The sequence below is a fragment of the Klebsiella sp. 10-1 genome, assembly GCF_009758445.1.
Lineage (GTDB): Bacteria > Pseudomonadota > Gammaproteobacteria > Enterobacterales > Enterobacteriaceae > Klebsiella > Klebsiella scottii.
Genome location: NZ_WQRE01000004.1, coordinates 362,503 through 386,825 on the forward strand (window position 1 = coordinate 362,503; position 24,323 = coordinate 386,825).

Sequence of the window (24,323 nt, forward strand, 5' to 3'; positions counted from 1 at the left end):
CCGCCGCAGCAGGGGGAAAACCGGCAAAAACGGCCATATGGAAAACTGGCATCCCGTTTGCATTAGATAAATCGAGTTAGTTCATCATTTTTGGGCAGCAGGCCAACGGCGGCATGCGGGTCCATGGATAAAGGCGTCCTGCAGTGCGTAAGCACTGTCGGGCGCTTTTTTTTTGCGCGTTCTGGAGCGGGTATGGGCGATAAGATTTCGATAACACGGCGGCGTTTTCTACAGGCAGGGGCCGCGCTTGGCGGCGCGATGCTGCTGCCTGGGGTGATGCAGTCAGCGTGGGCGGCAGGCTCCGATAAGCCGGAGCAAACCACCGTGCGGGTGGGCTTTATTCCGCTAACCGACTGCGCGCCTTTGGCGATCGCATCGCTGAAAGGCTTTGATAAAAAATACGGCATTACTCTTGTGCCGACCAAAGAGGCCAGTTGGGCGGCGGTGCGCGACAAGCTGATCTCCGGCGAGCTGGATGCGGCGCATATCCTCTACGGCCTGCTGTACGGCCTCGAGCTGGGTATTGCCAGCAAACCGCAGTCAATGGCCAACCTGATGACCCTCAACCGCAACGGGCAGGCCATCACCTTGTCGCGCGATCTGCAGGACAAAGGCGTCACCGATCTTGCCGCACTGAAGCGGCTGGTTAGCCAGAGCGCGCCGGGCAGCTACACCTTTGCCCATACCTTTCCTACCGGCACCCACGCGATGTGGCTCTATTACTGGCTGGCCAGCGGCGGCATCAATCCGTTTGATGATGTGCGCACCGTCGTCGTGCCGCCGCCGCAGATGGTGATGAACATGCGGATCGGCAACATGGTGGGCTTCTGCGTCGGTGAGCCGTGGAACGCGCGGGCCATCAACGATCGCATCGGTTTTACCGCCGCGACGTCGCAGGAGATCTGGCCGGATCATCCGGAAAAAATTCTCGGCACCCGCAGCGAGTGGGTGGAGCGTAACCCGAACACCGCCCGGGCGCTGGTTGCGGCGGTGCTGGAGGCTTCGCGCTGGATAGAGGCTTCGCCAGACAACACCCGCGAGACGGCGCGCATCCTGGCGAAGCGCGCGTGGCTGAATACCAAAGAGCAGTACCTCACCGGGCGGATGCTGGGTGAATACGACAACGGATTGGGGCGCCGCTGGCAGGACGCGCACCCGATTCGTTTCTACGATCGCGGCGAAGTCAGCTTCCCGTGGCTGTCGGATGGCATGTGGTTTATGACCCAGTTCCGACGCTGGGGGCTGCTCAAAGCGGCGCCGGATTATCAGGCGGTGGCGCAGCGTATTAACCGGATTGACGTCTGGAAAGAGGCGGCGCAGGCCGTTGGCGGCATCAGCGCGCCGGGTCAGGTGATGCGTAGCAGCACATTGATGGACGGAACGGTCTGGACGGGGGCCGATCCTGAAGGCTACGCCCGCGGCTTTGCGATTCAACGTAAGGGGGCATGAGATGAAACACGCGCAAAAAAATAGTACCCAACCGGCAGTAGCCCGCGCTGAAAACGCGCCGGGCGAAGTGATTATCCTGCCTCCGGTGCAGGTCCGGCGCCCAACGCCCGCCGTCAGGCGCTGGCTGCGCGAAAGCGTCCAGCGGGTGCTGCCGCCGCTGCTGGGGCTAGGGCTGCTCCTGCTCTGCTGGCAGCTGGCGGCGATCAACGGCAAAGGTTTTCCAACGCCGCTCAGCACGCTTGATTCGGCGCTGACGCTGTTTGCCGATCCGTTTTATCAGGATGGTCCTAACGATATGGGCATCGGCTGGAACGTGCTGGCATCGCTGCAGCGCGTGGCGGTTGGCTTCGGTCTCGCGGCGCTGGTCGGCATTCCGCTCGGCTTCCTGATTGGCCGTTCGCTGTTCTTTGCCCGCATGTTTAATCCGCTGATCGCGCTGCTGCGTCCGGTCAGCCCGCTGGCCTGGCTGCCAATCGGCCTGCTGCTGTTCCAGAAAGCCGAACCCGCGTCGAGCTGGACCATTTTTATCTGCTCCATCTGGCCGATGGTGATAAATACCGCCGAAGGCGTACGACGTATCCCGCAGGACTACCTCAACGTAGCGCGCGTTTTGCAGCTCTCCGAATGGACGGTGATGCGCCGCATTCTCTTCCCGGCGGTGCTGCCCGCGGTGCTGACCGGGGTGCGCCTGTCGATAGGCATTGCCTGGCTGGTGATTGTCGCCGCCGAGATGCTCACCGGCGGTCTGGGGATTGGGTTCTGGATCTGGAACGAATGGAACAACCTCAACGTGGAAAACATCATTATCGCCATCGTCATTATCGGCGTCGTCGGCCTGCTGCTTGAGCAGGGCCTCATGCTTATCGCCCGCCGCTTCAGCTGGCAGGAAAAATAGGGAGTCGTTATGAAACCACTAATTCAGGTACAGGCCGTCAGCCAGCGTTTCAATACTGCCAGCGGCGAGTTTCTGGCTCTGCAAAACGTCTCCTTCGATATCTACGAAGGGGAAACCGTCAGCCTGATTGGCCACTCCGGCTGCGGCAAATCGACGCTGCTGAATCTGATTGCCGGGATCGCGCTGCCGACGGAAGGGGGCCTGCTGTGTGATAACCGCGAAATCGCCGGGCCGGGACCGGAGCGGGCGGTGGTGTTTCAAAACCACTCCCTGCTGCCGTGGCTGACCTGCTTTGACAACGTGGCGCTGGCGGTGGATCGGGTCTTTCGCCGCACCATGAACAAGGCCGAGCGCAGGGAGTGGATTGAGCACAACCTCGATCGGGTGCAGATGGGCCATGCGCTGCACAAGCGCCCGGGGGAGATTTCCGGGGGAATGAAGCAGCGCGTGGGGATCGCCAGGGCGCTGGCGATGAAGCCAAAGGTGCTGCTGCTGGATGAACCGTTCGGTGCGCTCGACGCCTTGACCCGCGCCCATCTGCAGGACGCGGTCATGCAAATTCAGCAGGCGCTGAACACCACCATCGTGATGATTACCCACGACGTTGATGAGGCGGTGCTGCTGTCGGATCGGGTAATGATGATGACCAACGGCCCGGCGGCGACGGTCGGTGAAATCCTCGATATCAATCTGCCCCGGCCGCGCAATCGCGTGCAGCTGGCGGACGATAGCCGCTATCACCACCTGCGCCAGCAGATCCTGCATTTCCTCTACGAAAAACAGCCGAAAGCGGCGTAGGGGGCGGCGATGAAGCGGCAACTGGTGATTATCGGCAACGGGATGGCGGCCACCCGATTAGCGGAAACGCTGGCGGCGCGGGCGGACGGCGCGTTTCACATCACGATTATCGGGGATGAACCTTGCCAGGCCTATAACCGCATCCAGCTGTCGCCGGTGCTCGGGGGGGAGAAAACGCTGGCCCAGACGCTGCTGCTGCCCGCGCAGTGGTATCAGCAGCACGACGTGACGGTACGGACCGGGGAGACGGTTGAGGCCGTCGACGTGCGGGCGCAAACCCTGCGCACCACCCGGGGCGAGCTGCGCTGGGATGAGCTGATTTTCGCCACCGGCTCGCAGGCAGTGATTCCGCCGCTGGCGGGCGCCGGGCTGCCGCACGTTTACGCCTTTCGCACGCTTGCCGACGTCGAGGGCATTCTGGCGACCGGCGGCCCGGCGGTGGTGATTGGCGGCGGCGTGCTGGGCGTTGAGGCCGCCGCCGCCCTGCGTCGTTCTGGTGATGAGGTCACTTTACTGCACCGCGGCGAGTGGCTGATGGAGCAGCAAACCGATCGGTTTGCCGGCCAGCAGCTGCAGAGCCAGCTGGAGGCGCGGGGAATTGGCTGCGTGACGGCGTGTCGTATCGCGGCTATTGGCGAGCGCGACGTGGTGCTGGAGGACGGCAGAACCTTTGCCGCCAGCCGCGTGGTGCTGGCAACCGGCGTCCGTCCCAATATTCAGCTGGCGCAGCGCAGCGGCCTCGACTGCCGGCGCGGAATTGTCGTCGATCGCCAGATGGCTACCGCGCTGCCGGGCGTCAGCGCGATTGGCGAATGTTGTGAAATAGACGGCCGCACCTGGGGGCTGGTGGCGCCCTGCCTGCGCCAGGCCGAAGTGCTGGCCGCGAGGCTGTGCGCAACGCCGGAGGCGGACTTTAGCTGGCAGGACAGCGGGACCCGCCTGAAGGTGACCGGTATTGAGCTGTTCAGCGCCGGCGAGCTGCGGGCCGAGGAGCGGGATGAGCAGTGGACCAGCTGGGATCCGCTGGCCCAACACTACCGCCGGCTGCTGCTGAGAGACGGCAAGCTGCGCGGCGTTTTATTGCTCGGCGACTGCGCGAACGCGGCGCCGCTGACGGCACAGCTGGGAACCAGCGCGCCGCCGGAATGGCTTTTTGATCCTTCTTCAACGCAGCCGCGCGCTGCAGGACAAATCACTATGACAAAACCTGTTTTGGTGCTGATCGGACACGGCATGGTCGGCCACCACTTTCTTGAGCAATGCGTCAGCCGGAACCTGCATCAACAGTATCGTATCGTGGTGTTTTGCGAAGAGCGCTACGCCGCCTATGACCGGGTGCATCTGTCGGAATATTTCGCCGGCCGCAGCGCAGAATCGCTGTCGCTGGTGGCGGGGGACTTCTTTACCGATCACGGGATCGAGCTGCGCCTGAGCGAGCCGGTTGCCGCCATTGACCGCGAGGCGCGGGTGGTTCGCGATGCCCGCGGCCACGAAACCCACTGGGACAAGCTGGTGCTGGCTACCGGCTCTTACCCCTTCGTCCCGCCGGTACCGGGCCACGATCTTGACGGCTGCTTCGTCTACCGCACGCTGGACGATCTCGACCGGATCGCCGCCAGCGCCAGCGGGGCGAAGCGCGGAGTGGTGATTGGCGGCGGCCTGCTGGGGCTGGAGGCCGCCAATGCGCTCAAGCAGCTGGGGCTGGAAACCCACGTGGTGGAGTTTGCGCCGAACCTGATGGCGGTGCAGCTGGACGGCCCGGGGGCGGCGATGCTGCGGGAGAAAATTAGCGATATTGGCGTCGGAGTGCATACCAGCAAAGCGACCCAGGCCATCGTGCGCGATGCCGGGGGGCTGACGCTTAATTTCGCCGACGGCGGCTCGCTCGGTACCGATATGGTGGTGTTCTCCGCCGGCATCCGCCCGCAGGATGCGCTGGCGCGCAGCGGCGGGCTGGCGGTAGGTGAGCGGGGCGGTATCTGCATCGACGATCGCTGCCGTACCTCCGACCCGGACGTGCTGGCTATCGGCGAGTGCGCCCTGTGGGAGAATAAAATTTACGGACTGGTGGCACCGGGCTATCAGATGGCGAGAACGGCGGCGGCGAACCTCGCCGGAGAGGAGGCGCGCTTCAGCGGGGCGGACATGAGCACTAAGCTCAAGCTGCTGGGCATCGACGTCGCCTCCTTCGGCGACGCTCAGGGGCGCACGCCCGGTAGCCAGAGCTATCAGTGGACCCACGGGCCGGAGCAGATCTATAAAAAAATCGTCGTCAGCAAAGATGGCAAAACGCTGCTTGGCGGCGTGCTGGTCGGCGACGCCAGCGATTACTCCACGCTGCTGCAGATGATGCTCAACGACATGGCGCTGCCGGCGCGCCCGGAAAGCCTGATCCTGCCCGCTCTCGAAGGGAGCGCACCGAAAGCGCTCGGCGTAGCGGCGCTGCCGGACAGCGCGCAAATCTGCTCCTGCCACAACGTCAGCAAAGGCGATATTTGCCAGGCGGTCAGCGGCGGCGCGGGCGACATGGCGGCGATCAAAAGCTGTACCAAAGCCGCTACCGGCTGCGGCGGCTGTAGCGCGCTGGTCAAGCAGGTGATGGAGTATCAGCTCTCCGCCCAGGGCGTCGAGGTCAAAAAAGATATCTGCGAGCACTTCCCGTGGTCGCGGCAGGAGATTTATCACCTGGTGCGCGTGAACCACATTCGCACCTTTGAACAGCTGATTGCCCGCTACGGACAGGGGCACGGCTGCGAAATCTGTAAACCGCTGGTGGCCTCGGTGCTGGCTTCCTGCTGGAACGAATATCTGCTGAAGCCGGCGCATTTGCCGCTGCAGGATACCAACGACCGCTACTTCGCCAACATCCAGAAGGACGGCACCTATTCGGTGGTTCCGCGGATGGCGGCCGGAGAGGTGACGCCGGATGGCCTGATTGCCATTGGGCAGATTGCCAAACGCTATCAGCTGTACAGCAAAATTACCGGCGGCCAGCGTATCGATCTCTTCGGCGCCCGCCTGGAGGAGCTGCCGGCTATCTGGCGCGAACTGGCGGAGGCCGGGTTTGAAACCGGCCACGCCTACGGGAAATCCTTGCGCACGGTGAAGTCCTGCGTCGGCTCCACCTGGTGTCGCTACGGCGTGCAGGATTCGACCGGCCTGGCGGTGACGCTGGAGCATCGCTACAAGGGCCTGCGCGCGCCGCATAAGATCAAAATGGCGGTCTCCGGCTGTACGCGGGAGTGCGCCGAGGCGCAGGGCAAAGATATTGGGGTGATCGCTACCGAGAAGGGCTGGAATCTTTACGTCTGCGGCAACGGCGGCATGAAGCCGCGCCATGCGGATCTGTTTGCCAGCGATATCGACGACGCGATGCTGATCCGCACCGTCGACCGCCTGCTGATGTTCTATATCCGCACCGCCGATCGCCTGCAGCGCACCAGCACCTGGCTGGATAACCTTGAGGGCGGCATCGGCTATCTGCGCGAGGTGATCCTCGAGGATAGCCTCGGGATCGGCGAGGAGCTGGAGCAGGAGATGGCGCGGGTGGTGGAGAGCTATCAGTGCGAGTGGCAAACCACCCTTAACGATCCGCAGCGACTGGAGCTGTTCCGCTCTTACGTCAACAGCGAGCAGCCGGATGACGCGGTGCAGCGCCGGTCGCTCCGCGGCCAGCCGCAGCCGGTGACGGCGCCCGTGCTGCACGAAGGCGCGCCTTCGGCCCGCCCGTGGCAGGCGATTTGCGATCTCGAAGCGATCCCCGCCGAGGCCGGGATCGGCGCGCGGCTCGGCGAGCGGCAGATCGCGCTGTTCCGCTTTGGCGAGCAGATTTACGCGCTCGATAACCTTGAGCCGGGCAGCGACGCCAACGTGCTGTCGCGGGGGATCCTCGGCGACGCCGGAGGAGAGCCGATCGTTATCTCCCCGCTTTACAAACAGCGTATTCGCCTGCGCGACGGCCGCGCCTGCGATGGCGGCGAGCAGGCGGTACGCGCCTGGCCGGTAAAAGTTGAGAACGGTAAAGTGTGGGTGGGCAACCAGGTTCTGCTGGCGCGGGCGGAGGCTTCCTGATGGCGGAGACGCGAACTACCTGCCCCTATTGCGGAGTGGGCTGCGGCGTGCTGGCTGAAGTCGATGCCGGGGGCCAGGTCAGCGTGCGGGGCGATGCCGAACATCCGGCTAACCTCGGACGCCTGTGCGTAAAGGGCGCGGCGCTCGGGGAAACCACCGCCCTGGCCGGACGGCTGCTGACGCCGGAGCTGGATGATAAACCCGTCGGGTGGCCGCAGGCGCTGGCCGCCGCCGGTTCACGGCTGCGGGAGATCATCGACCGCTACGGTCCGCAGGCGGTGGCGTTCTATGCCTCAGGCCAGCTGCTGACCGAGGACTATTACGCCGCCAACAAGCTGATGAAGGGCTTTATCGGCGCGGCCAATATCGATACCAACTCGCGGCTGTGTATGTCCTCGGCGGTGACGGGCTACAAGCGGGCCTTTGGCGCCGACGTGGTTCCGTGCAGCTACGAAGACGTTGAGAACAGCGATCTGGTGGTGCTGGTGGGCTCGAATGCCGCCTGGGCGCATCCGGTGCTTTATCAACGTCTGGCGCAGGCAAAGCGCGACAACCCGCAGCTGCGGGTGGTGGTTATCGATCCTCGACGCACCGCCACCTGCGATATCGCCGATGTGCACCTGGCGCTGGCGCCCGGCAGCGACGGCGGTCTGTTTGTCGGCCTGCTGAACGCCATTGCCGGCGCCGGGCCGCTGGCCGGCCATTTTAGCGATCAGCAGCAGGCGCTGGCGGCGGCGCAGGAGTGGGATGTGGCAACCGTCGCCGAATTCTGCGGCCTTGAGCCGCAGCAGGTTGCCGATTTCTATCGTGACTTTATCGCCGCGCCGCGCGCCGTCACCCTCTACACCATGGGGATTAACCAGTCGGCCAGCGGCAGCGATAAGTGCAACGCCATTATTAATGTTCACCTGGCGAGCGGTAAATATGGCCGCTGCGGATGCGGGCCGTTTTCGCTGACCGGACAGCCAAATGCGATGGGCGGTCGCGAAGTGGGCGGGCTGGCAACCATGCTGGCGGCGCATATGAACTTCGAAGCGCAGGATTTACATCGCCTCTCGCGCTTCTGGGGTACCGAACGGCTGGCGCAGACGCCGGGGCTGACGGCGGTCGATCTGTTTGCCGCCATCGGGCGCGGGGAGGTGAAAGCGGTATGGATCATGGGCACCAACCCGGTGGTTTCGCTGCCGGATAGCCACGCGGTGAGCCAGGCGCTGGCCGCCTGTCCGCTGGTTATCGTCTCCGACGTTGCCGCTGACACCGATACCGGCCGCTTTGCCCATATCCGTTTTCCGGCGCTGGCGTGGGGCGAAAAGAACGGCACCGTCACCAACTCGGAGCGCCGTATCTCCCGCCAGCGCAGCTTTCTGCCGCCGCCGGGCGAGGCGAGGGCCGACTGGTGGATCATCTCCCGCGTCGCGGCTGAGCTGGGCTTTGGCGAAGCCTTTTGCTGGCAGCATGCGCACGACGTCTTCAGCGAACACGCCGCGCTTTCAGGGTTCGAGAATGACGGCCAGCGGGCGTTTGATATCGGCGGGCTGGCCAGCCTTAGCCGCGAGGAGTGGGACGGCCTGGCGCCGGTATGCTGGCCGGTCAGCCGCAGCGGAGCCGCGCTGAACCTGCACCAGGGCTGGCACCGCGATGGCAAGCTGCGCATGGTGCCGGTGACGCCGCAGGGCACCCGCGCCGAAACCGACGCCTTCTATCCGCTGATCCTCAACAGCGGGCGCATCCGCGATCAGTGGCACACCATGACCCGCACCGGAACCGTGCCGCGTCTGATGCAGCATATTGCCGAACCGGTGGTGGAGGTGGCTCCGGCGGATGCCCGGCGCTGGCAGCTGCAGAACGGCGAGCTGGCGCGGATCTGGTCGCGCAATGGCGTCATGGTCGCCAAAGTGCTTATCAGCGACGGGCAGCGCTGCGGCTCGCTGTTTGTGCCGATGCACTGGAATAATCAGTTTGCCCGCCAGGGACGGGTGAATAATCTGCTGGCCGCGGTGACCGACCCGCACTCCGGCCAGCCGGAAAGCAAGCAGGTGGCGGTGGCGATCGCCGCCTGGCTTCCGGCATGGCACGGCGAGCTGTTCTGTCGTCAGCCGGTTCCGCTACCGGAATGGCTCCACTGGCGGCGGCGGGCGGCGGTGGGGGTAACGCACCTTTCTCTGGCCGGGGATAAAAGCCCGCGCGCCTGGCTTACCGACTGGTGCCAGCGCCAGGGCTGGCAGGTACAAGTCGCTCAGGCCGGGGCGCTGTGGAATCTGCTGGCGTGGCATGAGGGCGCCCTGATGCTGGGCTGGTGGAGCGACGCGCGCGAACCCGTCGTGGAAAGCGAATGGATTATCGCGGCCTTTAGTTCCCCGCCGCCGACGGCCGAGCTTCGCCACGCGCTGCTGAGCGGCAGAAAAGGGGGCGAAGTCGCGCCGCGCGGGCGGATCATCTGCAGCTGCTTTAGCGTCGGCGAACGGGCGATTAGCGACGCTATCGCCGGGGGCTGCCGCACGCCGGCCGAGCTGGGGGAGAAGTTAAAATGCGGCACCAACTGCGGCTCCTGTATCCCGGAACTGAAAGCGCTGTTAATGGAAAATAAGGCCCAGGCATAAGATTCAGCATATTCCTGAAATTGGCCAAAGGGCTGCGGGCGATGGCAAAAAACGGTAAACTTAGGTTCTGTTGCCATCCTTCGCGAGCCTATGTCATCCGTTTAATGCCTTTGCCATTCCGCCTTACGCCACTCCTCCCCGTACTCCTGCTGCTGGCCGGCGCACCGGTTTGTGCCCTGCAGGGAAGCAACGCTTTTAGCGAGAAACAGACGACGCTGCCCGATCTTGGCATCGCTCCCCAGCTTGATGAAGATGCGCAGCATTTTGCCGAAATGGCGAAAAAGTTCGGCGAGGCCAGCATGAGCGATAATGGTCTTACTACCGGCGAGCAGGCGCGGATGTTTGCGATCGGCAAGATTGGCACCGAGGTCAGCCAGCAGCTGGAAAGCTGGCTATCGCCGTGGGGCAACGCCAACGTTGATTTGCTGGTGGATAAGGAGGGCCGCTTTACCGGCAGCAAGGGCAGCTGGTTTGTGCCGCTGCAGGATAACGGCGACTTCCTCACCTGGAACCAGTATGCGGTGACCCAGCGCGATAGCGGCCTGGTGGGCAATATCGGCCTGGGGCAGCGCTGGCGGGTCGGAACATGGCTGCTGGGCTATAACTCATTTTACGATAAGGTGCTGGATGAAAGCCTGGCGCGCGGCAGCATCGGGGCCGAGGCGTGGGGAGAGTCGATACGCCTGTCGGCTAATTACTACCATCCGCTGGGCGGCTGGCAGCAGGGTGAGAGCCTGGCCCAGGAGCAGCGCATGGCAAGCGGCTACGACGTTACGGCCCAGGCGCGGCTGCCCTTTTACCAGCATATTAATACCAGCGTCAGCGTCGAGCAGTATTTCGGCGACAGCGTTGATCTGTTCCATTCGGGCACCGGCTACCATAATCCGGTGGCGGTCTCGGTGGGGCTCAACTACACCCCGGTTCCGCTGGTGACGGTTACGGCAAAGCATAAGCAGGGCGAAAGCGGACTCAGTCAGAACAACGTCGGGCTGAATCTGAACTATCGCTTCGGCGTGCCGTTAAAACAGCAGCTGGCGGCCGACGAGGTGGCGATCAGCCGCTCCCTGCGCGGCAGCCGCTACGACAGCCCGGAGCGCGATAATCTGCCGGTGGTTGAGTATCGTCAGCGCAAATCGCTGTCGGCCTATCTGGCTACGCCGCCGTGGGATCTGCAGTCCGGGGAAACGGTACAGCTTAAGCTGCAGGTTCGTAGCCTGCATGGGATTAAATCGCTGAAATGGCAGGGGGATACGCAGCTGCTGAGTTTGACATCGCCCGTGGATGCCAGCAGCCCTGACGGCTGGAGCGTGATTTTGCCGGCCTGGAGCGGTGAGCCGGGCGCGACCAACCTGTGGCATCTGTCGGTGGTGGTAGAAGATAAAACGGGTCAGCGCGTCTCTTCCAATGAGATCGCACTGGCGCTGACCGAGCCGCTGGTAAAATTCTCGGCCCAGGGCGTATCCTGGCGGGAACTGCCCTAGAAAACTCGCTCCTGGTGTACCCAGACCGCGGCTTCGACGCGCGATTTCAGCTTCATTTTCTTCAGCATATGCTTAACGTGTACCTTGACGGTACTTTCGGTGATCTCAAGACGGCGCGCGATCATTTTGTTCGGCAGGCCCTGGGCGATAAGCTTGAGAATATCGCGCTCGCGCGGGGTCAGCTGGCTGATATCGCGGTCCGAGGTGGCGCGGTTGGCGCGCAGGCTGGCCGCCAGCACCGGCGTTAACGCCTCGCTCAGCACCATCTCGCCGGCAGCCGCCTGCTGCAGGGCTTTCAGCAGATCTTCCGGCTCCATGTCTTTGAGCAGATAGCCGTCAGCGCCGCGTTTTAAGGCGGTGACCACGTCCTCTTCATGGTTGGAGACGCTGAATACCACCACCCGGCCGGAGAGCGATTTCTCGCGCAGCTTATCGAGGGTTTCCAGGCCGTTCATGCCCGGCATGTTGAGATCCAGCAGGATCAGGTCTGGATCCAGCGACTCCGCCAGCGCAATACCTTGTTCGCCGTTACTGGCTTCGCCGATCACCTGGATGTCGGATGCCATGCTAACCAGCTGTTTAACGCCGGTGCGCAGCATCGGGTGATCGTCAATGAGAAGGATGGTTGCCCGTTCCTGTTGACTCATGGGGTTCTCCTATTGGATTGAAAACGATTTTTCCGGGATAAAAGTGACGACCACTTCGGTACCGCCCGTCTCGCGACGGCGTACCTGGCAGTCTCCGCGCAAACTCTGGGCGCGATCCCGCATAATAATTAAACCGTAATGGTTACTACGTTCGGCATGGTCGGGTACGCCGCGGCCATTATCCGCGACCGCCAGCCTGACCTGATTATCCCGCAGCGACACGGTTACGGTGACTTCCGTCGCTTTGGCGTGCTTCAACGCATTACTGAGCGCCTCGCGGGCGATTTGCAGCACATGGATCGCCTGGTGCGAGGGGACGAAACGCGGCGGCAGCTGGTAGTCCAGCTTTACCGTAAAGCCGAAATGGGCGCTATATTCCAGGCAGCTCGCTTCCAGCGCCGGACGCAGTCCCGGTTCGGTTAACTGTAGCCGGAAGGTGGTCAGCAGCTCGCGCAGCTGCGCCCAGGAGGTATTCAGCTCATTACGAATCTGGCCCAGCAGCTGGCGACTCTCTTCCGGTAAATTCTCTCCCTGCATCTGCAGACAGCTGACCTGCATCTTCATGCAGGAGAGCGACTGGGCAATCGAGTCATGCAGTTCGCGAGCGATAGTGGCGCGCTCCTCCATGACGATCAGCTGCTGCTGATGCTCCTGATGCCTGTCCAGCGCCAGCGTCGAGGTCAGCTGCTCGACCAGGGTATCCACCAGCTGCTGCTGATCGTGGCTCAGATGGCGGCCCACCGGCAGGGTGGCCAGCAGAATGCCGTACTGGTTATGGGCATCAGACAGCCGCCACTTCAGCGTTGCGCCGCCGTCGGGCAGGGGCGGCAGATCGCGCGGACATAAATAACAGCCTTTATCATCGCAGTGAAAATCTGAATGACAGGCGAATTCCTGATGGTTGTCTTCATCTTCGAAGTCATAGACCCTGACTTCAATATCGCGCAGCAGCGTCAGCCCCTGCAGGCCGTTGAGCACCGGCGAGATTCGCTCGCAGAGCGGGGCGCTGGAGTGCAGGCGGCGGTTGGCCTGCCACAAAAAAGCGAGGATTTCGTTTTTCTGCTCCAGACCCGCGGTTTTTTCCTGCACCCGCCGCTCGAGCACGGAATAGCTTTCCGCCAGCTCTTCCGACATGTTGTTCAGCGCCATCCCGAGGGTGGCCATTTCATCGCGTCCGCGGATGTGCACGCGCTGGGTAAAGTCGCGATGGCTGATCGCGCGGGCCATCTCCAGCAGCTGTTTCCACGGGCGTAGCAGCCTCGCCCGCAGCCAGACGATGGTGAACAGAAACAGCAGCGCCATGCCGCAGCCTAAGATCCGCTGGATCCAGACAACGTGCCTGATGCGCTGTTCGGTCGTATGGTCAAAGGCGGTGACCAGATGGTCTATCCGGTCGACAAAGCTGGCGACATCGGTGGCGACGGTCGCCTGATTTTGCGCATGCCGCATCCCCGGCGCCAGCTCCTGCTGCCAGTAGTGCTGTAGCGCTTTAAGCTGGTTTTGCTGGCCGTCACGCAGGGCGGCGTCCTGCAGCTCTTTGCTAAATACGGTGGCGGTCATTTCGTCGATCAGCCTGCTGTCGCTCGCGTTGAGCGGCACCGCGGCCAGCAGGCGATAGCTCTGCATTCTCAGCGAGCCCGCTTTGTTAATCGCGTGCGCGCTGCCCTGGACGCCGTGCACCAGCCGCGCGGATATGCCGATCCCGGTGACGCCAATGGCCGTCGAAAGCAGGACAATCAGCGCCAGTTGATTCACCAACGTGAGCGGGGTAAAAAGACGTTTTAACATAGAATGAGTGGCTCCTGACCGGCAAACCATCCGGGAGTGGGACCTATTCTCGGATATCCGATGGAGTATACCCATACCTATAAAGGATTACCCCTTAATTGTCGGTGGTAGGTGGTCTGCCAGGAGGGGATCGGTCAAAGCTGGCAGCCTTGTGAAAAACCACACTTTTTTAAGCGAAAATAACTACCCCCTTCGGAGGATGATTTTTTTTTAAGCCAATTGGTGACAACTTTTCCTTTGATTTATATCAACTTACTGCCGCCTGTAACCCCTAATGTATCTGCGGGATATATGAATAATCAGAGGTATATATGAGTCAATCTTCCCTCCCGGAGAAGACTACCACTTCGGTCATCACCGACTGGCGTCCGGAAGATCCTGAGTTTTGGCAGCAGCGCGGTCACCGTGTCGCCAGCCGCAACCTGTGGATCTCCGTGCCGTGTCTTTTGCTGGCGTTTTGCGTTTGGATGTTGTTCAGTGCCGTGGCCGTTAACCTGAATAAGGTCGGCTTTCAGTTTAGGACCGATCAGTTATTTATGCTGACCGCGCTGCCGGCGCTGTCTGGCGCGCTGCTGCGCGTGCCTTATGCGTTCATGGTACCGCTGTTCGGCGGCCGCCGTTGGACGGCATTCAGTACCGGGATCATGATCGTACCTTGCGTCTGGCTGGGCTTCGCGGTGCAGGATACCTCTACGCCGTTCAGCGTCTTCGTTATCATCTCCCTGCTGTGCGGTTTTGCCGGGGCAAACTTTGCTTCCAGCATGGCGAACATCAGCTTCTTCTTCCCGAAACAGAAGCAGGGCGGGGCGCTGGGTATTAACGGCGGTCTCGGCAACATGGGCGTCAGCGTCATGCAGCTGGTTGCGCCGCTGGTGGTGTCTGTGTCTATTTTCGCCGTCTTCGGCGGGACCGGCACCGAGCAGCCGGATGGTTCAATTCTGTATCTCGAAAACGCGGCCTGGATTTGGGTTCCGTTCCTTGTCGTCCTGACTCTGGCGGCATGGTTCTTTATGAACGACCTGTCGGCCTCGAAAGCCTCGCTGCGCGAGCAGCTGCCGGTGCTCAAGCGTGCGCATCTGTGGATCATGGCGCTGCTGTACCTGGCGACCTTCGGCTCGTTTATCGGCTTCTCCGCCGGCTTTGCGATGCTGTCTAAAACGCAGTTCCCGGACGTGCAGATCCTGCACTACGCCTTCTTCGGGCCGTTTATTGGCGCCCTGGCGCGCTCTACCGGCGGGGCTATCTCTGACCGTCTGGGCGGGACCCGCGTCACGCTGGTCAACTTCGTGGTGATGGCTATCTTCTGCGGCTTGCTGTTCCTGACGCTGCCGACTCACGGTGAAGGCGGTAGCTTTATCGCGTTCTTCGGCGTGTTTATGGTGCTGTTCCTGACCGCCGGGCTGGGGAGTGCATCTACCTTCCAGATGATTTCGGTTATTTTCCGTAAAATGACCACCGATCGGGTGAAGGCGCAGGGCGGTAGCGAAGCGCAGGCGATGCGTGAAGCGGCGACTGATACGGCGGCGGCGCTGGGCTTTATCTCAGCGATCGGTGCGATTGGCGGCTTCTTTATCCCGAAAGCGTTCGGTATCTCTTTGGATCTGACCGGCTCTCCGGCGGGGGCGATGAAAGTCTTCCTCGTGTTCTACGTGGCCTGCGTAATCATTACCTGGCTGGTTTACGGACGTAAGCAGAAGTCCTAAGCGACGCGGTTTACCGGCAAAAGGCGCAATCTGATTTGCGCCTTTTTTTACCCCGCAAATCGTTGCCGCTGCCGTCGCGCGGCGGCGCGCAGAAATTCAGCAAAACCGTCCCCGGTCGTCCGGTCTACCCCTTAATACCTATATGGATAATGCTCGTGCTTCGAATGGCGTACTTTTCCACTAAAAACCTTATAAAACAGTTAGATAAAAAATAGAAAAAGCTAATACCAAAGTGGTATCTGGCGATTTGGGCGATGTTTATAAGGCATTTCGCATTGATCGTTATCAATTCTCTCCCTCTTTCATAGCGTTACCTTCGCTGCAAATCCAGCAATGTCGATTTATCAGAGAGCCGTCAGGCTCCAAACAGGAGAAACCCATGAGTAAATTCCTGGACCGGTTTCGCTACTTCAAACAGAAGGGCGAGACCTTTGCCGATGGGCACGGCCAGCTTCTACACACCAACCGGGACTGGGAGGATGGATACCGCCAGCGTTGGCAGCATGACAAAATCGTGCGTTCCACCCACGGTGTAAACTGCACCGGCTCATGCAGCTGGAAAATTTATGTCAAAAATGGCCTCGTCACCTGGGAAACCCAGCAGACGGACTATCCGCGTACCCGCCCGGATCTGCCCAATCATGAGCCTCGCGGCTGCCCGCGCGGCGCCAGCTACTCCTGGTACCTGTACAGCGCTAACCGCCTGAAATATCCGCTGATGCGTAAGCGCCTGATGAAAATGTGGCGTGAGGCTAAGGTTCAGCACAGCGATCCGGTTGCGGCCTGGGCTTCGATTATTGAAGATGCTGATAAAGCCAAAAGCTTCAAGCAGGCGCGCGGCCGCGGCGGCTTCGTACGCTCATCCTGGCAGGAAGTGAATGAGCTGATTGCCGCGTCCAACGTTTATACCGTCAAAACCTACGGCCCGGACCGCGTCGCGGGCTTCTCGCCGATCCCGGCGATGTCGATGGTCTCCTACGCTTCCGGCGCGCGCTACCTGTCGCTGATTGGCGGCACCTGCCTGAGCTTCTACGACTGGTACTGCGACCTTCCGCCGGCGTCTCCGCAGACCTGGGGCGAGCAGACCGACGTACCGGAGTCCGCCGACTGGTACAACTCGAGCTACATTATTGCCTGGGGCTCTAACGTTCCGCAGACCCGTACCCCGGACGCCCACTTCTTTACCGAAGTCCGCTATAAAGGCACCAAAACCGTTGCCATCACGCCTGACTACGCCGAAATCGCCAAGCTGTGCGACCTGTGGCTGGCGCCGAAGCAGGGTACCGATGCGGCGATGGCGCTGGCGATGGGCCACGTTATGCTGCGCGAGTTCCATCTCGACAAGCCGAGCCAGTACTTCACCGACTACGTCCGTCGCTACACCGACATGCCGCTGCTGGTGATGCTGGAAGAGCGCGACGGCTACTACGCGGCGGGCCGTATGCTGCGCGCGGCCGATCTGGTCGATTCTCTCGGCCAGGAAAACAACCCGGAATGGAAAACCGTGGCGATTAACGCCAACGGTGAGATGGTGGCGCCGAACGGTTCAATCGGCTTCCGCTGGGGTGAAAAAGGCAAATGGAACCTTGAACAGCGCGATGGCACATCCGGCGAAGAAACTGAACTGCAGCTGAGCCTGCTGGGCAGCCAGGATGAGATCGCGCAGGTCGGCTTCCCGTACTTTGGCGGCGAAGGCACCGAACACTTCACCAGCGTTGAGCTGGAAAACATCCTGCTGCATAAGCTGCCGGTAAAACGCCTGCAGCTGGCGGATGGGACGACCGCTCTGGTGACCACCGTTTATGACCTGACTATGGCCAACTACGGCCTGGAGCGCGGTCTGGACGATGAAAACTGCGCCAAAAGCTATGATGACGTCAAGGCGTACACGCCGGCGTGGGCTGAAAAAATTACCGGCGTTGCCCGGGCAAACATTATTCGTACCGCCCGTGAATTCGCCGATAACGCCGATAAGACGCACGGCCGCTCGATGATCATCGTCGGAGCGGGTCTGAACCACTGGTATCACCTCGATATGAACTATCGCGGCCTGATCAACATGCTGGTGTTCTGCGGCTGCGTCGGCCAGAGCGGCGGCGGCTGGGCGCACTACGTGGGTCAGGAAAAGCTGCGTCCGCAGACCGGCTGGCAGCCGCTGGCGTTTGCCCTTGACTGGCAGCGTCCGGCACGTCACATGAACAGCACCTCTTACTTCTATAACCACTCCAGCCAGTGGCGCTACGAGTCGGTAACCGCGCAGGAGCTGCTGTCGCCGCTGGCGGATAAATCCCGCTACACCGGCCATCTGCTGGACTTCAACGTGCGCGCCGAACGTATGGGCTGGCTGCCGTCCGCGCCGCAGCTTGGAACTAACCCGCTGCGCATCGCCGAAGAGGCGAAGAAAGCCGGTATGACGCCGGTTGACTACACCGTGAAGGCGCTGAAAGAGGGCTCCATCCGCTTTGCCGCGGAGCAGCCGGAAAACGGTAAAAACCACCCGCGTAACCTGTTCATCTGGCGTTCTAACCTGCTGGGCTCTTCCGGTAAAGGTCATGAATATATGCTGAAGTACCTGCTCGGTACCGAGCACGGTATTCAGGGGATGGATCTGGGCAAACAGGGCGGCGTGAAGCCGGAAGAAGTGGAATGGCAGGATAACGGCCTCGACGGCAAGCTGGACCTGGTGGTAACGCTGGACTTCCGCCTGTCGAGCACCTGCCTGTACTCCGACATCGTGCTGCCGACCGCGACCTGGTACGAAAAAGACGACATGAATACTTCGGATATGCATCCGTTTATTCACCCGCTCTCTGCCGCCGTCGACCCGGCCTGGGAATCGAAAAGCGACTGGGAGATCTACAAAGGCATCGCGAAGAAATTCTCCGAAGTCTGCGTCGGGCACCTCGGAAAAGAGACCGACATTGTGACCCTGCCAATCCAGCACGACTCGGCCGCCGAACTGGCGCAGCCGCTCGACGTGAAGGACTGGAAAAAGGGCGAATGCGACCTGATCCCAGGGAAAACCGCGCCGCACATTATTCCGGTTGAGCGTGACTATCCGGCAACCTGGGAACGCTTCACCTCCATCGGCCCGCTGATGGAGAAAATCGGCAACGGCGGTAAGGGGATTGCCTGGAACACCCAGAGCGAGATGGATCTGCTGCGCAAGCTCAACTACACCAAGGCCGATGGCCCGGCGAAAGGCCAGCCGATGCTGGATACGGCGATTGACGCGGCTGAGATGATCCTCACCCTCGCGCCGGAAACCAACGGCCAGGTGGCGGTGAAAGCCTGGGCGGCGCTGAGCGAGTTTACCGGTCGCGATCACGCGCACCTGGCGCTGAATAAAGAAGACGAGAAAATTCGCTTCCGCGATATCCAGGCCCAGCCGCGCAAGATTATCTCCAGCCCGACCTGGTCAGGACTGGAAGATGAGCACGTCTCCTATAACGCCGGCTACACCAACGTTCATGAGCTGATCCCGTGGCGTACGCTCTCGGGTCGTCAGTCCCTCTATCAGGACCACCAGTGGATGCGTGACTTTGGTGAAAGCCTGCTGGTGTACCGTCCGCCGATCGATACCCGCTCGGTGAAAGCGGTGATGGGTAAGAAATCAAACGGCAACCCGGAGAAAGCGCTCAACTTCCTGACGCCGCACCAGAAATGGGGCATTCACTCGACCTACAGCGACAACCTGCTGATGCTGACCCTCGGTCGCGGCGGGCCCATCGTGTGGATGAGCGAAGCGGATGCCAAAGAGATGGGCATTGAAGATAACGACTGGATTGAAGTCTTCAACAACAACGGCGCCCTGACCGCGCGTGCGGTAGTGAGCCAGCGCGTGCCGGCCGGGATGACCATGATGTACCACGCGCAGGAACGAATCATGAACCTGCCGGGTTCGGAAATTACCGGTCAGCGCGGCGGGATCCACAACTCGGTGACCCGCATTACGCCAAAACCGACGCATATGATCGGCGGCTATGCGCACCTGGCATACGGCTTTAACTACTATGGCACCGTCGGATCGAACCGCGATGAGTTTGTGGTTGTACGTAAGATGAAGAACATTAACTGGCTGGATGGCGAAGGCAATGACCAGGTACAGGAGAGCGTAAAATGAAAATTCGTTCACAAGTCGGCATGGTGCTGAATCTCGATAAATGCATCGGCTGTCATACCTGCTCAGTCACCTGTAAAAACGTCTGGACCAGCCGTGAAGGGACCGAGTACGCGTGGTTCAACAACGTTGAAACCAAGCCGGGCGTCGGTTTTCCGACCGACTGGGAAAACCAGGAAAAATGGAAGGGCGGTTGGGTTCGTAAGATCAACGGCAAACTGCAGCCGCGTATGGGCAACCGCGCGATGCTGCTGGGTAAAATCTTCGCTAACCCGCATCTGCCGGGTATCGACGACTACTACGAGCCGTTTGATTTTGACTACCAGACGCTGCATAACGCGCCGGCTGATAGCAAAGCGCAGCCGATTGCTCGTCCGCGTTCGCTGATCACCGGCCAGCGCATGGCTAAAATCACCAAGGGTCCGAACTGGGAAGACGATCTGGGCGGTGAGTTCGAGAAGCTGGCGAAAGATAAGAACTTCGAGAACATGCAGAAGGCGATGTACGGCCAGTTCGAAAATACCTTCATGATGTATCTGCCGCGTCTGTGCGAGCACTGTCTCAACCCGGCGTGCGTGGCGACCTGTCCGAGCGGCGCTATCTACAAGCGTGAAGAAGACGGCATCGTGCTGATCGACCAGGACAAGTGCCGCGGCTGGCGGATGTGTATCACCGGCTGCCCGTACAAGAAGATCTACTTCAACTGGAAGAGCGGTAAATCTGAGAAATGCATCTTCTGCTACCCGCGCATCGAAGCGGGCCAGCCGACCGTGTGTTCAGAAACCTGCGTCGGCCGTATCCGCTACCTTGGCGTACTGCTGTATGACGCGGATGCGATTGAAACCGCGGCGAGCACCGAAAACGAGAAAGATCTGTACCAGCGTCAGCTGGACGTCTTCCTCGATCCGAATGACCCGAAAGTCATCGAGCAGGCGCTGAAAGACGGCGTACCGCAGGGGGTTATCGACGCCGCCCAGAGGTCGCCGGTCTACAAGATGGCGATGGACTGGAAGCTGGCGCTGCCGCTGCATCCGGAATACCGCACGCTGCCGATGGTCTGGTACGTGCCGCCTCTGTCACCGATTCAGTCCGCGGCGGATGCCGGCGAGCTGGGGAGCAACGGTATTCTGCCGGACGTGGAAAGCCTGCGTATTCCGGTTCAGTACCTGGCAAACCTGCTGACCGCAGGCGATACCCAGCCGGTGCTGCTGGCGCTGAAGCGCATGCTGGCGATGCGTCACTTTAAACGCGCTGAAAGCGTTGATGGCGTCGTGGATACCCGCGCGCTGGAGGAAGTGGGTCTGAGCGAAGCCCAGGCGCAGGAGATGTATCGCTACCTGGCGATTGCCAACTACGAAGACCGTTTCGTGGTACCGAGCAGCCACCGCGAGCAGGCGCGTGACGCCTTCCCGGAAAAAAGCGGCTGCGGCTTCACCTTCGGCGACGGTTGCCACGGTTCGGACAGCCAGTTCAATCTGTTCAATAGCCGCCGCATCGACACTATCGACGTGACCAGCAAAACGGAGCCGCACCCATGATTGAACTCGTGATCGTGTCGCGCCTGCTTGAGTATCCTGACGCTGCCCTGTGGCAGCATCAGCAGGAGATGCTGGAGGCGCTGGCGTCATCGGAAAGATTCGCCGCGGAGGATGCCCGCAGGCTGGGCGACTTCCTGCGCCATTTGACCGCCCGGGACGTGCTGGATACCCAGTCGGATTACAGCGAACTATTTGACCGCGGACGGGCGACGTCGCTGCTGCTGTTCGAACATGTTCACGGTGAGTCCCGCGATCGTGGTCAGGCGATGGTCGATCTGATGGCGCAATATGAGCGTCATGGCCTGGAGCTCGACAGCCGTGAGCTTCCTGACCACCTGCCGCTGTACCTGGAGTATCTGGCGCAGCTGCCGGGAGATGAAGCTATCGCCGGCCTGAAGGACGTGGCGCCGATTCTGGGTCTGCTTAGCGCCCGCCTGCAGCAGCGCGAAAGCCGTTATGCGGTACTGTTCGAACTGCTGCTGAAGCTGGCGGATACCCGGGTTGATAGCCAGAAAGTCGCGGAAAAAATCGCCGATGAAGCCCGCGACGATACGCCGCAGGCGCTGGACGCGGTATGGGAAGAAGAGCAGGTTAAATTCTTTGCCGATAAAGGCTGCGGCGAATCAGAAATTGCCGCTCACCAGCGTCGTTTTGCCGGAGCTGTGGCCCCGCAATATTTGGATATCTCTAACGGAGGACAGCAATAATGCACTTCCTGAATATGTTCTTCTTTGACATCTACCCGTACATTGCCGGTTCGGTATTTCTGATCGGTAGCTGGCTGCGTTACGACTATGGTCAGTACACCTGGCGGGCCTCTTCCAGCCAGATGCTGGATCGCAAGGGGATGAACCTGGCGTCTAACCTGTTCCATATCGGGATCCTCGGTATTTTCGCCGGCCACTTCCTCGGGATGCTGACGCCGCACTGGATGTATGAGTCCTTCCTGCCGATGGACGTGAAGCAGAAGATGGCGATGATTGCCGGCGGCGCCAGCGGCGTGATGTGTCTGGTCGGCGGCGTGCTGCTGCTCAAGCGCCGTCTGTTCAGCCCGCGCGTGCGCGCAACCACCACTAGCGCAGATATCCTGATCCTCTCGCTGCTGCTGGTTCAGTGCGCGCTGGGCCTGCTGACGATTCCTTTCTCGGCGCAGCATATGGACGGGAGCGAAATGCTCAAGCTGGTCGGCTGGGCGCAGTCGGTGGTGACCTTCCACGGCGGCGCTTCACAGCATCTGGACGGCGTGGCGTTTGTGTTCCGCCTGCACCTGGTGCTGGGGATGACGATGTTCCTGCTGTTCCCGTTCTCCCGCCTGGTGCATATCTGGAGCGCGCCGGTAGAGTACCTGACGCGCAAATATCAGATTGTTCGCGCCCGTCGCTAATGACGCTATCGGTCGTATCAAACCCCGCTTCGGCGGGGTTTTTTGTCGCCCAGCGCCAGCCCATCTCCCCAGCCCAGATTATTTCCCGCCGCCGCAAGCAGAATCAGCACGCCTCCGGCCAGCTGCACCGGCGCCAGCGCATGATTAAAGACCAGATAATCGACAACGATCGCCACAATCGGATAGATAAAGGAGAGCGAACCGATCGCGGGCGTCGGCAGTTTCTGAATCGCACTGTAGAGCAGCTGGTACATGATGCCGGTATGCACGATGCCCAGAATCAGCAGATGTCGCCAGGGGAGCGCCGCGATAAAAGCGGGGGCGTGAACCAGCGGCAGCAGCATAATTGTCCCGACGATGACCTGAATAAAGGCAATGTGCTGTGGCGGGAGCGGGCGCAGCTTACGGGCGATTATCGCCGTTAACGCGTAGAAAAAGGCGGCGCCAAGGGCCAGTGCAATGCCCGCAGCCAGCTGACCGCCGTGCGCCTGCATCAGCTCGCTGGACAGCAGGATCACCACGCCGAAAAAGGCCAGCGTCAGCCATCCCCATTTAATCAGCGTAACCCGCTCACCTGCCAGCATCCCCATTAATACCAGCATAAACGGCTGGGTGTTATAAACGACGGTGGCCATGCCAATAGAAATTCGGGCGTAAGCGGCAAAAAGCAGCAGCCAGTTAATGACCAGGGCTACGCCTCCGAGGATCGCCAGCAGCAGCGTCAGGCGCGTGAGCTGGCTGAACGGCTGATGGCTGAGGTAGATAAAGCCCGCCAGGGTCAGCGCGCCAATCAGGCAGCGCCAGAAGACAACGTCGATAACCGGCAAACCGGAGAGTAAAACGAATGCGCCAATCGAACCCGAAATTATCATCGCCAGGCTCATTTGCCAGACGCCCGTCACTGTATGTGTCATTTTTCTACCTCCGTTTTCATATCGCTATTGTCGTTCATCAGATGACAGGTTGATATGCATGATATAAGGTGAAAAACGAGTATTGCTTTTATTTATAAGGTAAAAACGGTGGAAAACTTAATTGATAATATCGACCGCGCCATTCTGGCCTGCCTGGCGGAAGATGCGCGCATATCGCTAAAGGTGCTGAGCGCCCGGGTGGGGCTGAGCTCGCCAGGTACCGCCGAACGGGTAAAGCGCCTGGAAGAGCGCGGGGTGATTCAGGGATATGGCGCCCGGATTAATCTGACAGCGCTGGGATATGGCCTACAGGCGCTGGTCCGCGTCAGGCCCCTGCCGGGGCTACTGCAGAAGGTCAATAAATATATTCAGGCGATGCCGGAATGTATCGAATGTGACAAGGTTACGGGGGAGGATTGCTTCGTCATGCGCCTGACGGTGCGGGATATTGCGCAGCTTGATACCCTGCTGGACGGCCTGGCAGAACATGCCCAGTGCAACACCTCAATAGTAAAAAGCTCGCCGGTGACGCGCCGTCTGCCGCCGATGTAGCTTTTAGCGCGACGAGATATCCGGAAGCGATGGTGGTGGGGGAAGGATTATTCGCAGCTGAAGCTGCTCACCCTTCGGGCCGTTGCCTGCGGCAACGTTCTCTCGCTGACGCTCGGGTCGAACCTTGGTCGAAGCTTCCCATCCTTCCCGCATGGGTAGGATATGCAACGCTGGCGTTTATTTGGGAGTGATGAGATATCTGGCAGTGATGGTGGTGGGGGAAGGATTATTCGCAGCTGAAGCTGCTCACCCTTCGGGCCGTTGCCTGCGGCAACGTTCTCTCGCTGACGCTCGGGTCGAACCTTGGTCGAAGCTTCTCATCCTTCCCGCATGGGTAGAATGTGCAACGCTGGCGTTTATTTGAGAGTGACGAGATATCTGGC

Annotated in this window: 15 protein-coding genes and 2 other RNA genes; 12 read left to right on the forward strand and 5 right to left on the reverse strand. The window is 60.9% G+C overall.

Features of this window, described 5'->3' with window-relative positions; genetic code table 11:
• The first annotated feature begins 192 nt into the window (after nt 1-192).
• The 6 genes from GO007_RS17275 to GO007_RS17300 all read left to right on the forward strand — a co-directional run bounded on the left by GO007_RS17275 (nt 193) and on the right by GO007_RS17300 (nt 11,294).
• Nucleotides 193-1,449 (forward strand): CmpA/NrtA family ABC transporter substrate-binding protein, encoded by a 1,257-nt coding sequence (locus GO007_RS17275; protein WP_095102284.1) that lies wholly within the window; start codon nt 193-195, stop codon nt 1,447-1,449.
• Between the two features lies 1 nt (nt 1,450).
• A complete protein-coding gene (gene ntrB, locus GO007_RS17280; RefSeq protein ID WP_095101984.1) occupies nt 1,451-2,344 on the forward strand; it encodes a nitrate ABC transporter permease in 894 nt (297 codons plus the stop codon).
• Nucleotides 2,345-2,353: 9 nt separating this feature from the next.
• Nucleotides 2,354-3,142 carry an ABC transporter ATP-binding protein gene (locus tag GO007_RS17285; RefSeq protein ID WP_095101986.1) on the forward strand — a complete coding sequence of 263 codons (789 nt, stop codon included), beginning with the start codon at nt 2,354-2,356 and terminating at the stop codon, nt 3,140-3,142.
• 9 nt (nt 3,143-3,151) lie between these two features.
• Nucleotides 3,152-7,213 carry a nitrite reductase large subunit NirB gene (gene nirB, locus GO007_RS17290; protein WP_095101988.1) on the forward strand — a complete coding sequence of 1,354 codons (4,062 nt, stop codon included), beginning with the start codon at nt 3,152-3,154 and terminating at the stop codon, nt 7,211-7,213.
• Nucleotides 7,213-9,813 (forward strand): nitrate reductase, encoded by a 2,601-nt coding sequence (locus tag GO007_RS17295; RefSeq protein ID WP_095101990.1) that lies wholly within the window; start codon nt 7,213-7,215, stop codon nt 9,811-9,813. Before nirB ends, GO007_RS17295 begins: the two co-directional genes overlap by 1 nt.
• Nucleotides 9,814-9,917: 104 nt before the next feature.
• A complete protein-coding gene (locus GO007_RS17300; RefSeq protein ID WP_095101992.1) occupies nt 9,918-11,294 on the forward strand; it encodes a YchO/YchP family invasin in 1,377 nt (458 codons plus the stop codon).
• Here the strand turns inward: GO007_RS17300 and narL are convergent.
• Together narL and narX are read right to left on the reverse strand one after the other, a co-directional pair.
• Nucleotides 11,291-11,941 carry a two-component system response regulator NarL gene (gene narL, locus GO007_RS17305; protein WP_041146087.1) on the reverse strand — a complete coding sequence of 217 codons (651 nt, stop codon included), beginning with the start codon at nt 11,939-11,941 and terminating at the stop codon, nt 11,291-11,293. The genes GO007_RS17300 and narL overlap by 4 nt on opposite strands.
• A gap of 9 nt (nt 11,942-11,950) precedes the next feature.
• On the reverse strand, nt 11,951-13,729 hold the full coding sequence (narX, locus tag GO007_RS17310; protein WP_095101994.1) for a nitrate/nitrite two-component system sensor histidine kinase NarX: 1,779 nt from the start codon (nt 13,727-13,729) through the stop codon (nt 11,951-11,953).
• A gap of 311 nt (nt 13,730-14,040) precedes the next feature.
• Between narX and GO007_RS17315 the strand changes: the two genes are divergently transcribed.
• From GO007_RS17315 to narI, 5 genes are all read left to right on the forward strand, one after another.
• Nucleotides 14,041-15,432: a NarK family nitrate/nitrite MFS transporter gene (locus GO007_RS17315; RefSeq protein WP_095101996.1), complete on the forward strand. Its 1,392-nt coding sequence runs from the start codon at nt 14,041-14,043 to the stop codon at nt 15,430-15,432.
• Between the two features lie 379 nt (nt 15,433-15,811).
• Nucleotides 15,812-19,555 carry a nitrate reductase subunit alpha gene (locus GO007_RS17320; RefSeq protein ID WP_095101998.1) on the forward strand — a complete coding sequence of 1,248 codons (3,744 nt, stop codon included), beginning with the start codon at nt 15,812-15,814 and terminating at the stop codon, nt 19,553-19,555.
• Entirely contained in the window at nt 19,552-21,090 is a 1,539-nt protein-coding gene (gene narH / locus GO007_RS17325) for a nitrate reductase subunit beta (RefSeq protein ID WP_095102000.1), read from the forward strand. Before GO007_RS17320 ends, narH begins: the two co-directional genes overlap by 4 nt.
• The gene (gene narJ, locus GO007_RS17330) at nt 21,087-21,797 is read left to right on the forward strand and encodes a nitrate reductase molybdenum cofactor assembly chaperone (RefSeq protein ID WP_095102002.1); all 711 of its coding nucleotides are present in this window, start codon (nt 21,087-21,089) and stop codon (nt 21,795-21,797) included. Before narH ends, narJ begins: the two co-directional genes overlap by 4 nt.
• Nucleotides 21,797-22,474 carry a respiratory nitrate reductase subunit gamma gene (gene narI / locus GO007_RS17335; RefSeq protein ID WP_095102003.1) on the forward strand — a complete coding sequence of 226 codons (678 nt, stop codon included), beginning with the start codon at nt 21,797-21,799 and terminating at the stop codon, nt 22,472-22,474. Before narJ ends, narI begins: the two co-directional genes overlap by 1 nt.
• A 17-nt stretch (nt 22,475-22,491) precedes the next feature.
• Here the strand turns inward: narI and GO007_RS17340 are convergent, their stop codons facing one another.
• On the reverse strand, nt 22,492-23,388 hold the full coding sequence (locus GO007_RS17340; RefSeq protein ID WP_095102004.1) for a DMT family transporter: 897 nt from the start codon (nt 23,386-23,388) through the stop codon (nt 22,492-22,494).
• Between the two features lie 108 nt (nt 23,389-23,496).
• On the opposite strand from GO007_RS17340, the gene GO007_RS17345 reads away from it, so the two are divergent.
• Nucleotides 23,497-23,940: an Lrp/AsnC family transcriptional regulator gene (locus tag GO007_RS17345; protein ID WP_095102005.1), complete on the forward strand. Its 444-nt coding sequence runs from the start codon at nt 23,497-23,499 to the stop codon at nt 23,938-23,940.
• A gap of 30 nt (nt 23,941-23,970) precedes the next feature.
• Here GO007_RS17345 and GO007_RS17350 read toward each other — a convergent pair.
• A non-coding RNA gene (locus GO007_RS17350) (RtT sRNA) lies at nt 23,971-24,103 on the reverse strand.
• 46 nt (nt 24,104-24,149) lie between these two features.
• A non-coding RNA gene (locus GO007_RS17355) (RtT sRNA) lies at nt 24,150-24,282 on the reverse strand.
• Between the last annotated feature and the right edge of the window lie 41 nt (nt 24,283-24,323).

Excerpts from the sequence above, each read along its gene's own strand:
- GO007_RS17315 (WP_095101996.1), top strand. The coding sequence starts at position 14,041 with ATGAGTCAATCTTCCCTCCCGGAGAAGACTACCACTTCGGTCATCACC.
- GO007_RS17340 (WP_095102004.1), bottom strand. The coding sequence starts at position 23,388 with ATGACACATACAGTGACGGGCGTCTGGCAAATGAGCCTGGCGATGATA.
- narX (WP_095101994.1), bottom strand. The coding sequence starts at position 13,729 with ATGTTAAAACGTCTTTTTACCCCGCTCACGTTGGTGAATCAACTGGCG.
- GO007_RS17295 (WP_095101990.1), top strand. The coding sequence starts at position 7,213 with ATGGCGGAGACGCGAACTACCTGCCCCTATTGCGGAGTGGGCTGCGGC.
- GO007_RS17320 (WP_095101998.1), top strand. The coding sequence starts at position 15,812 with ATGAGTAAATTCCTGGACCGGTTTCGCTACTTCAAACAGAAGGGCGAG.
- narH (WP_095102000.1), top strand. The coding sequence starts at position 19,552 with ATGAAAATTCGTTCACAAGTCGGCATGGTGCTGAATCTCGATAAATGC.
- narJ (WP_095102002.1), top strand. The coding sequence starts at position 21,087 with ATGATTGAACTCGTGATCGTGTCGCGCCTGCTTGAGTATCCTGACGCT.
- nirB (WP_095101988.1), top strand. The coding sequence starts at position 3,152 with ATGAAGCGGCAACTGGTGATTATCGGCAACGGGATGGCGGCCACCCGA.
- GO007_RS17275 (WP_095102284.1), top strand. The coding sequence starts at position 193 with ATGGGCGATAAGATTTCGATAACACGGCGGCGTTTTCTACAGGCAGGG.
- GO007_RS17285 (WP_095101986.1), top strand. The coding sequence starts at position 2,354 with ATGAAACCACTAATTCAGGTACAGGCCGTCAGCCAGCGTTTCAATACT.
- narI (WP_095102003.1), top strand. The coding sequence starts at position 21,797 with ATGCACTTCCTGAATATGTTCTTCTTTGACATCTACCCGTACATTGCC.
- narL (WP_041146087.1), bottom strand. The coding sequence starts at position 11,941 with ATGAGTCAACAGGAACGGGCAACCATCCTTCTCATTGACGATCACCCG.
- ntrB (WP_095101984.1), top strand. The coding sequence starts at position 1,451 with ATGAAACACGCGCAAAAAAATAGTACCCAACCGGCAGTAGCCCGCGCT.
- GO007_RS17300 (WP_095101992.1), top strand. The coding sequence starts at position 9,918 with ATGCCTTTGCCATTCCGCCTTACGCCACTCCTCCCCGTACTCCTGCTG.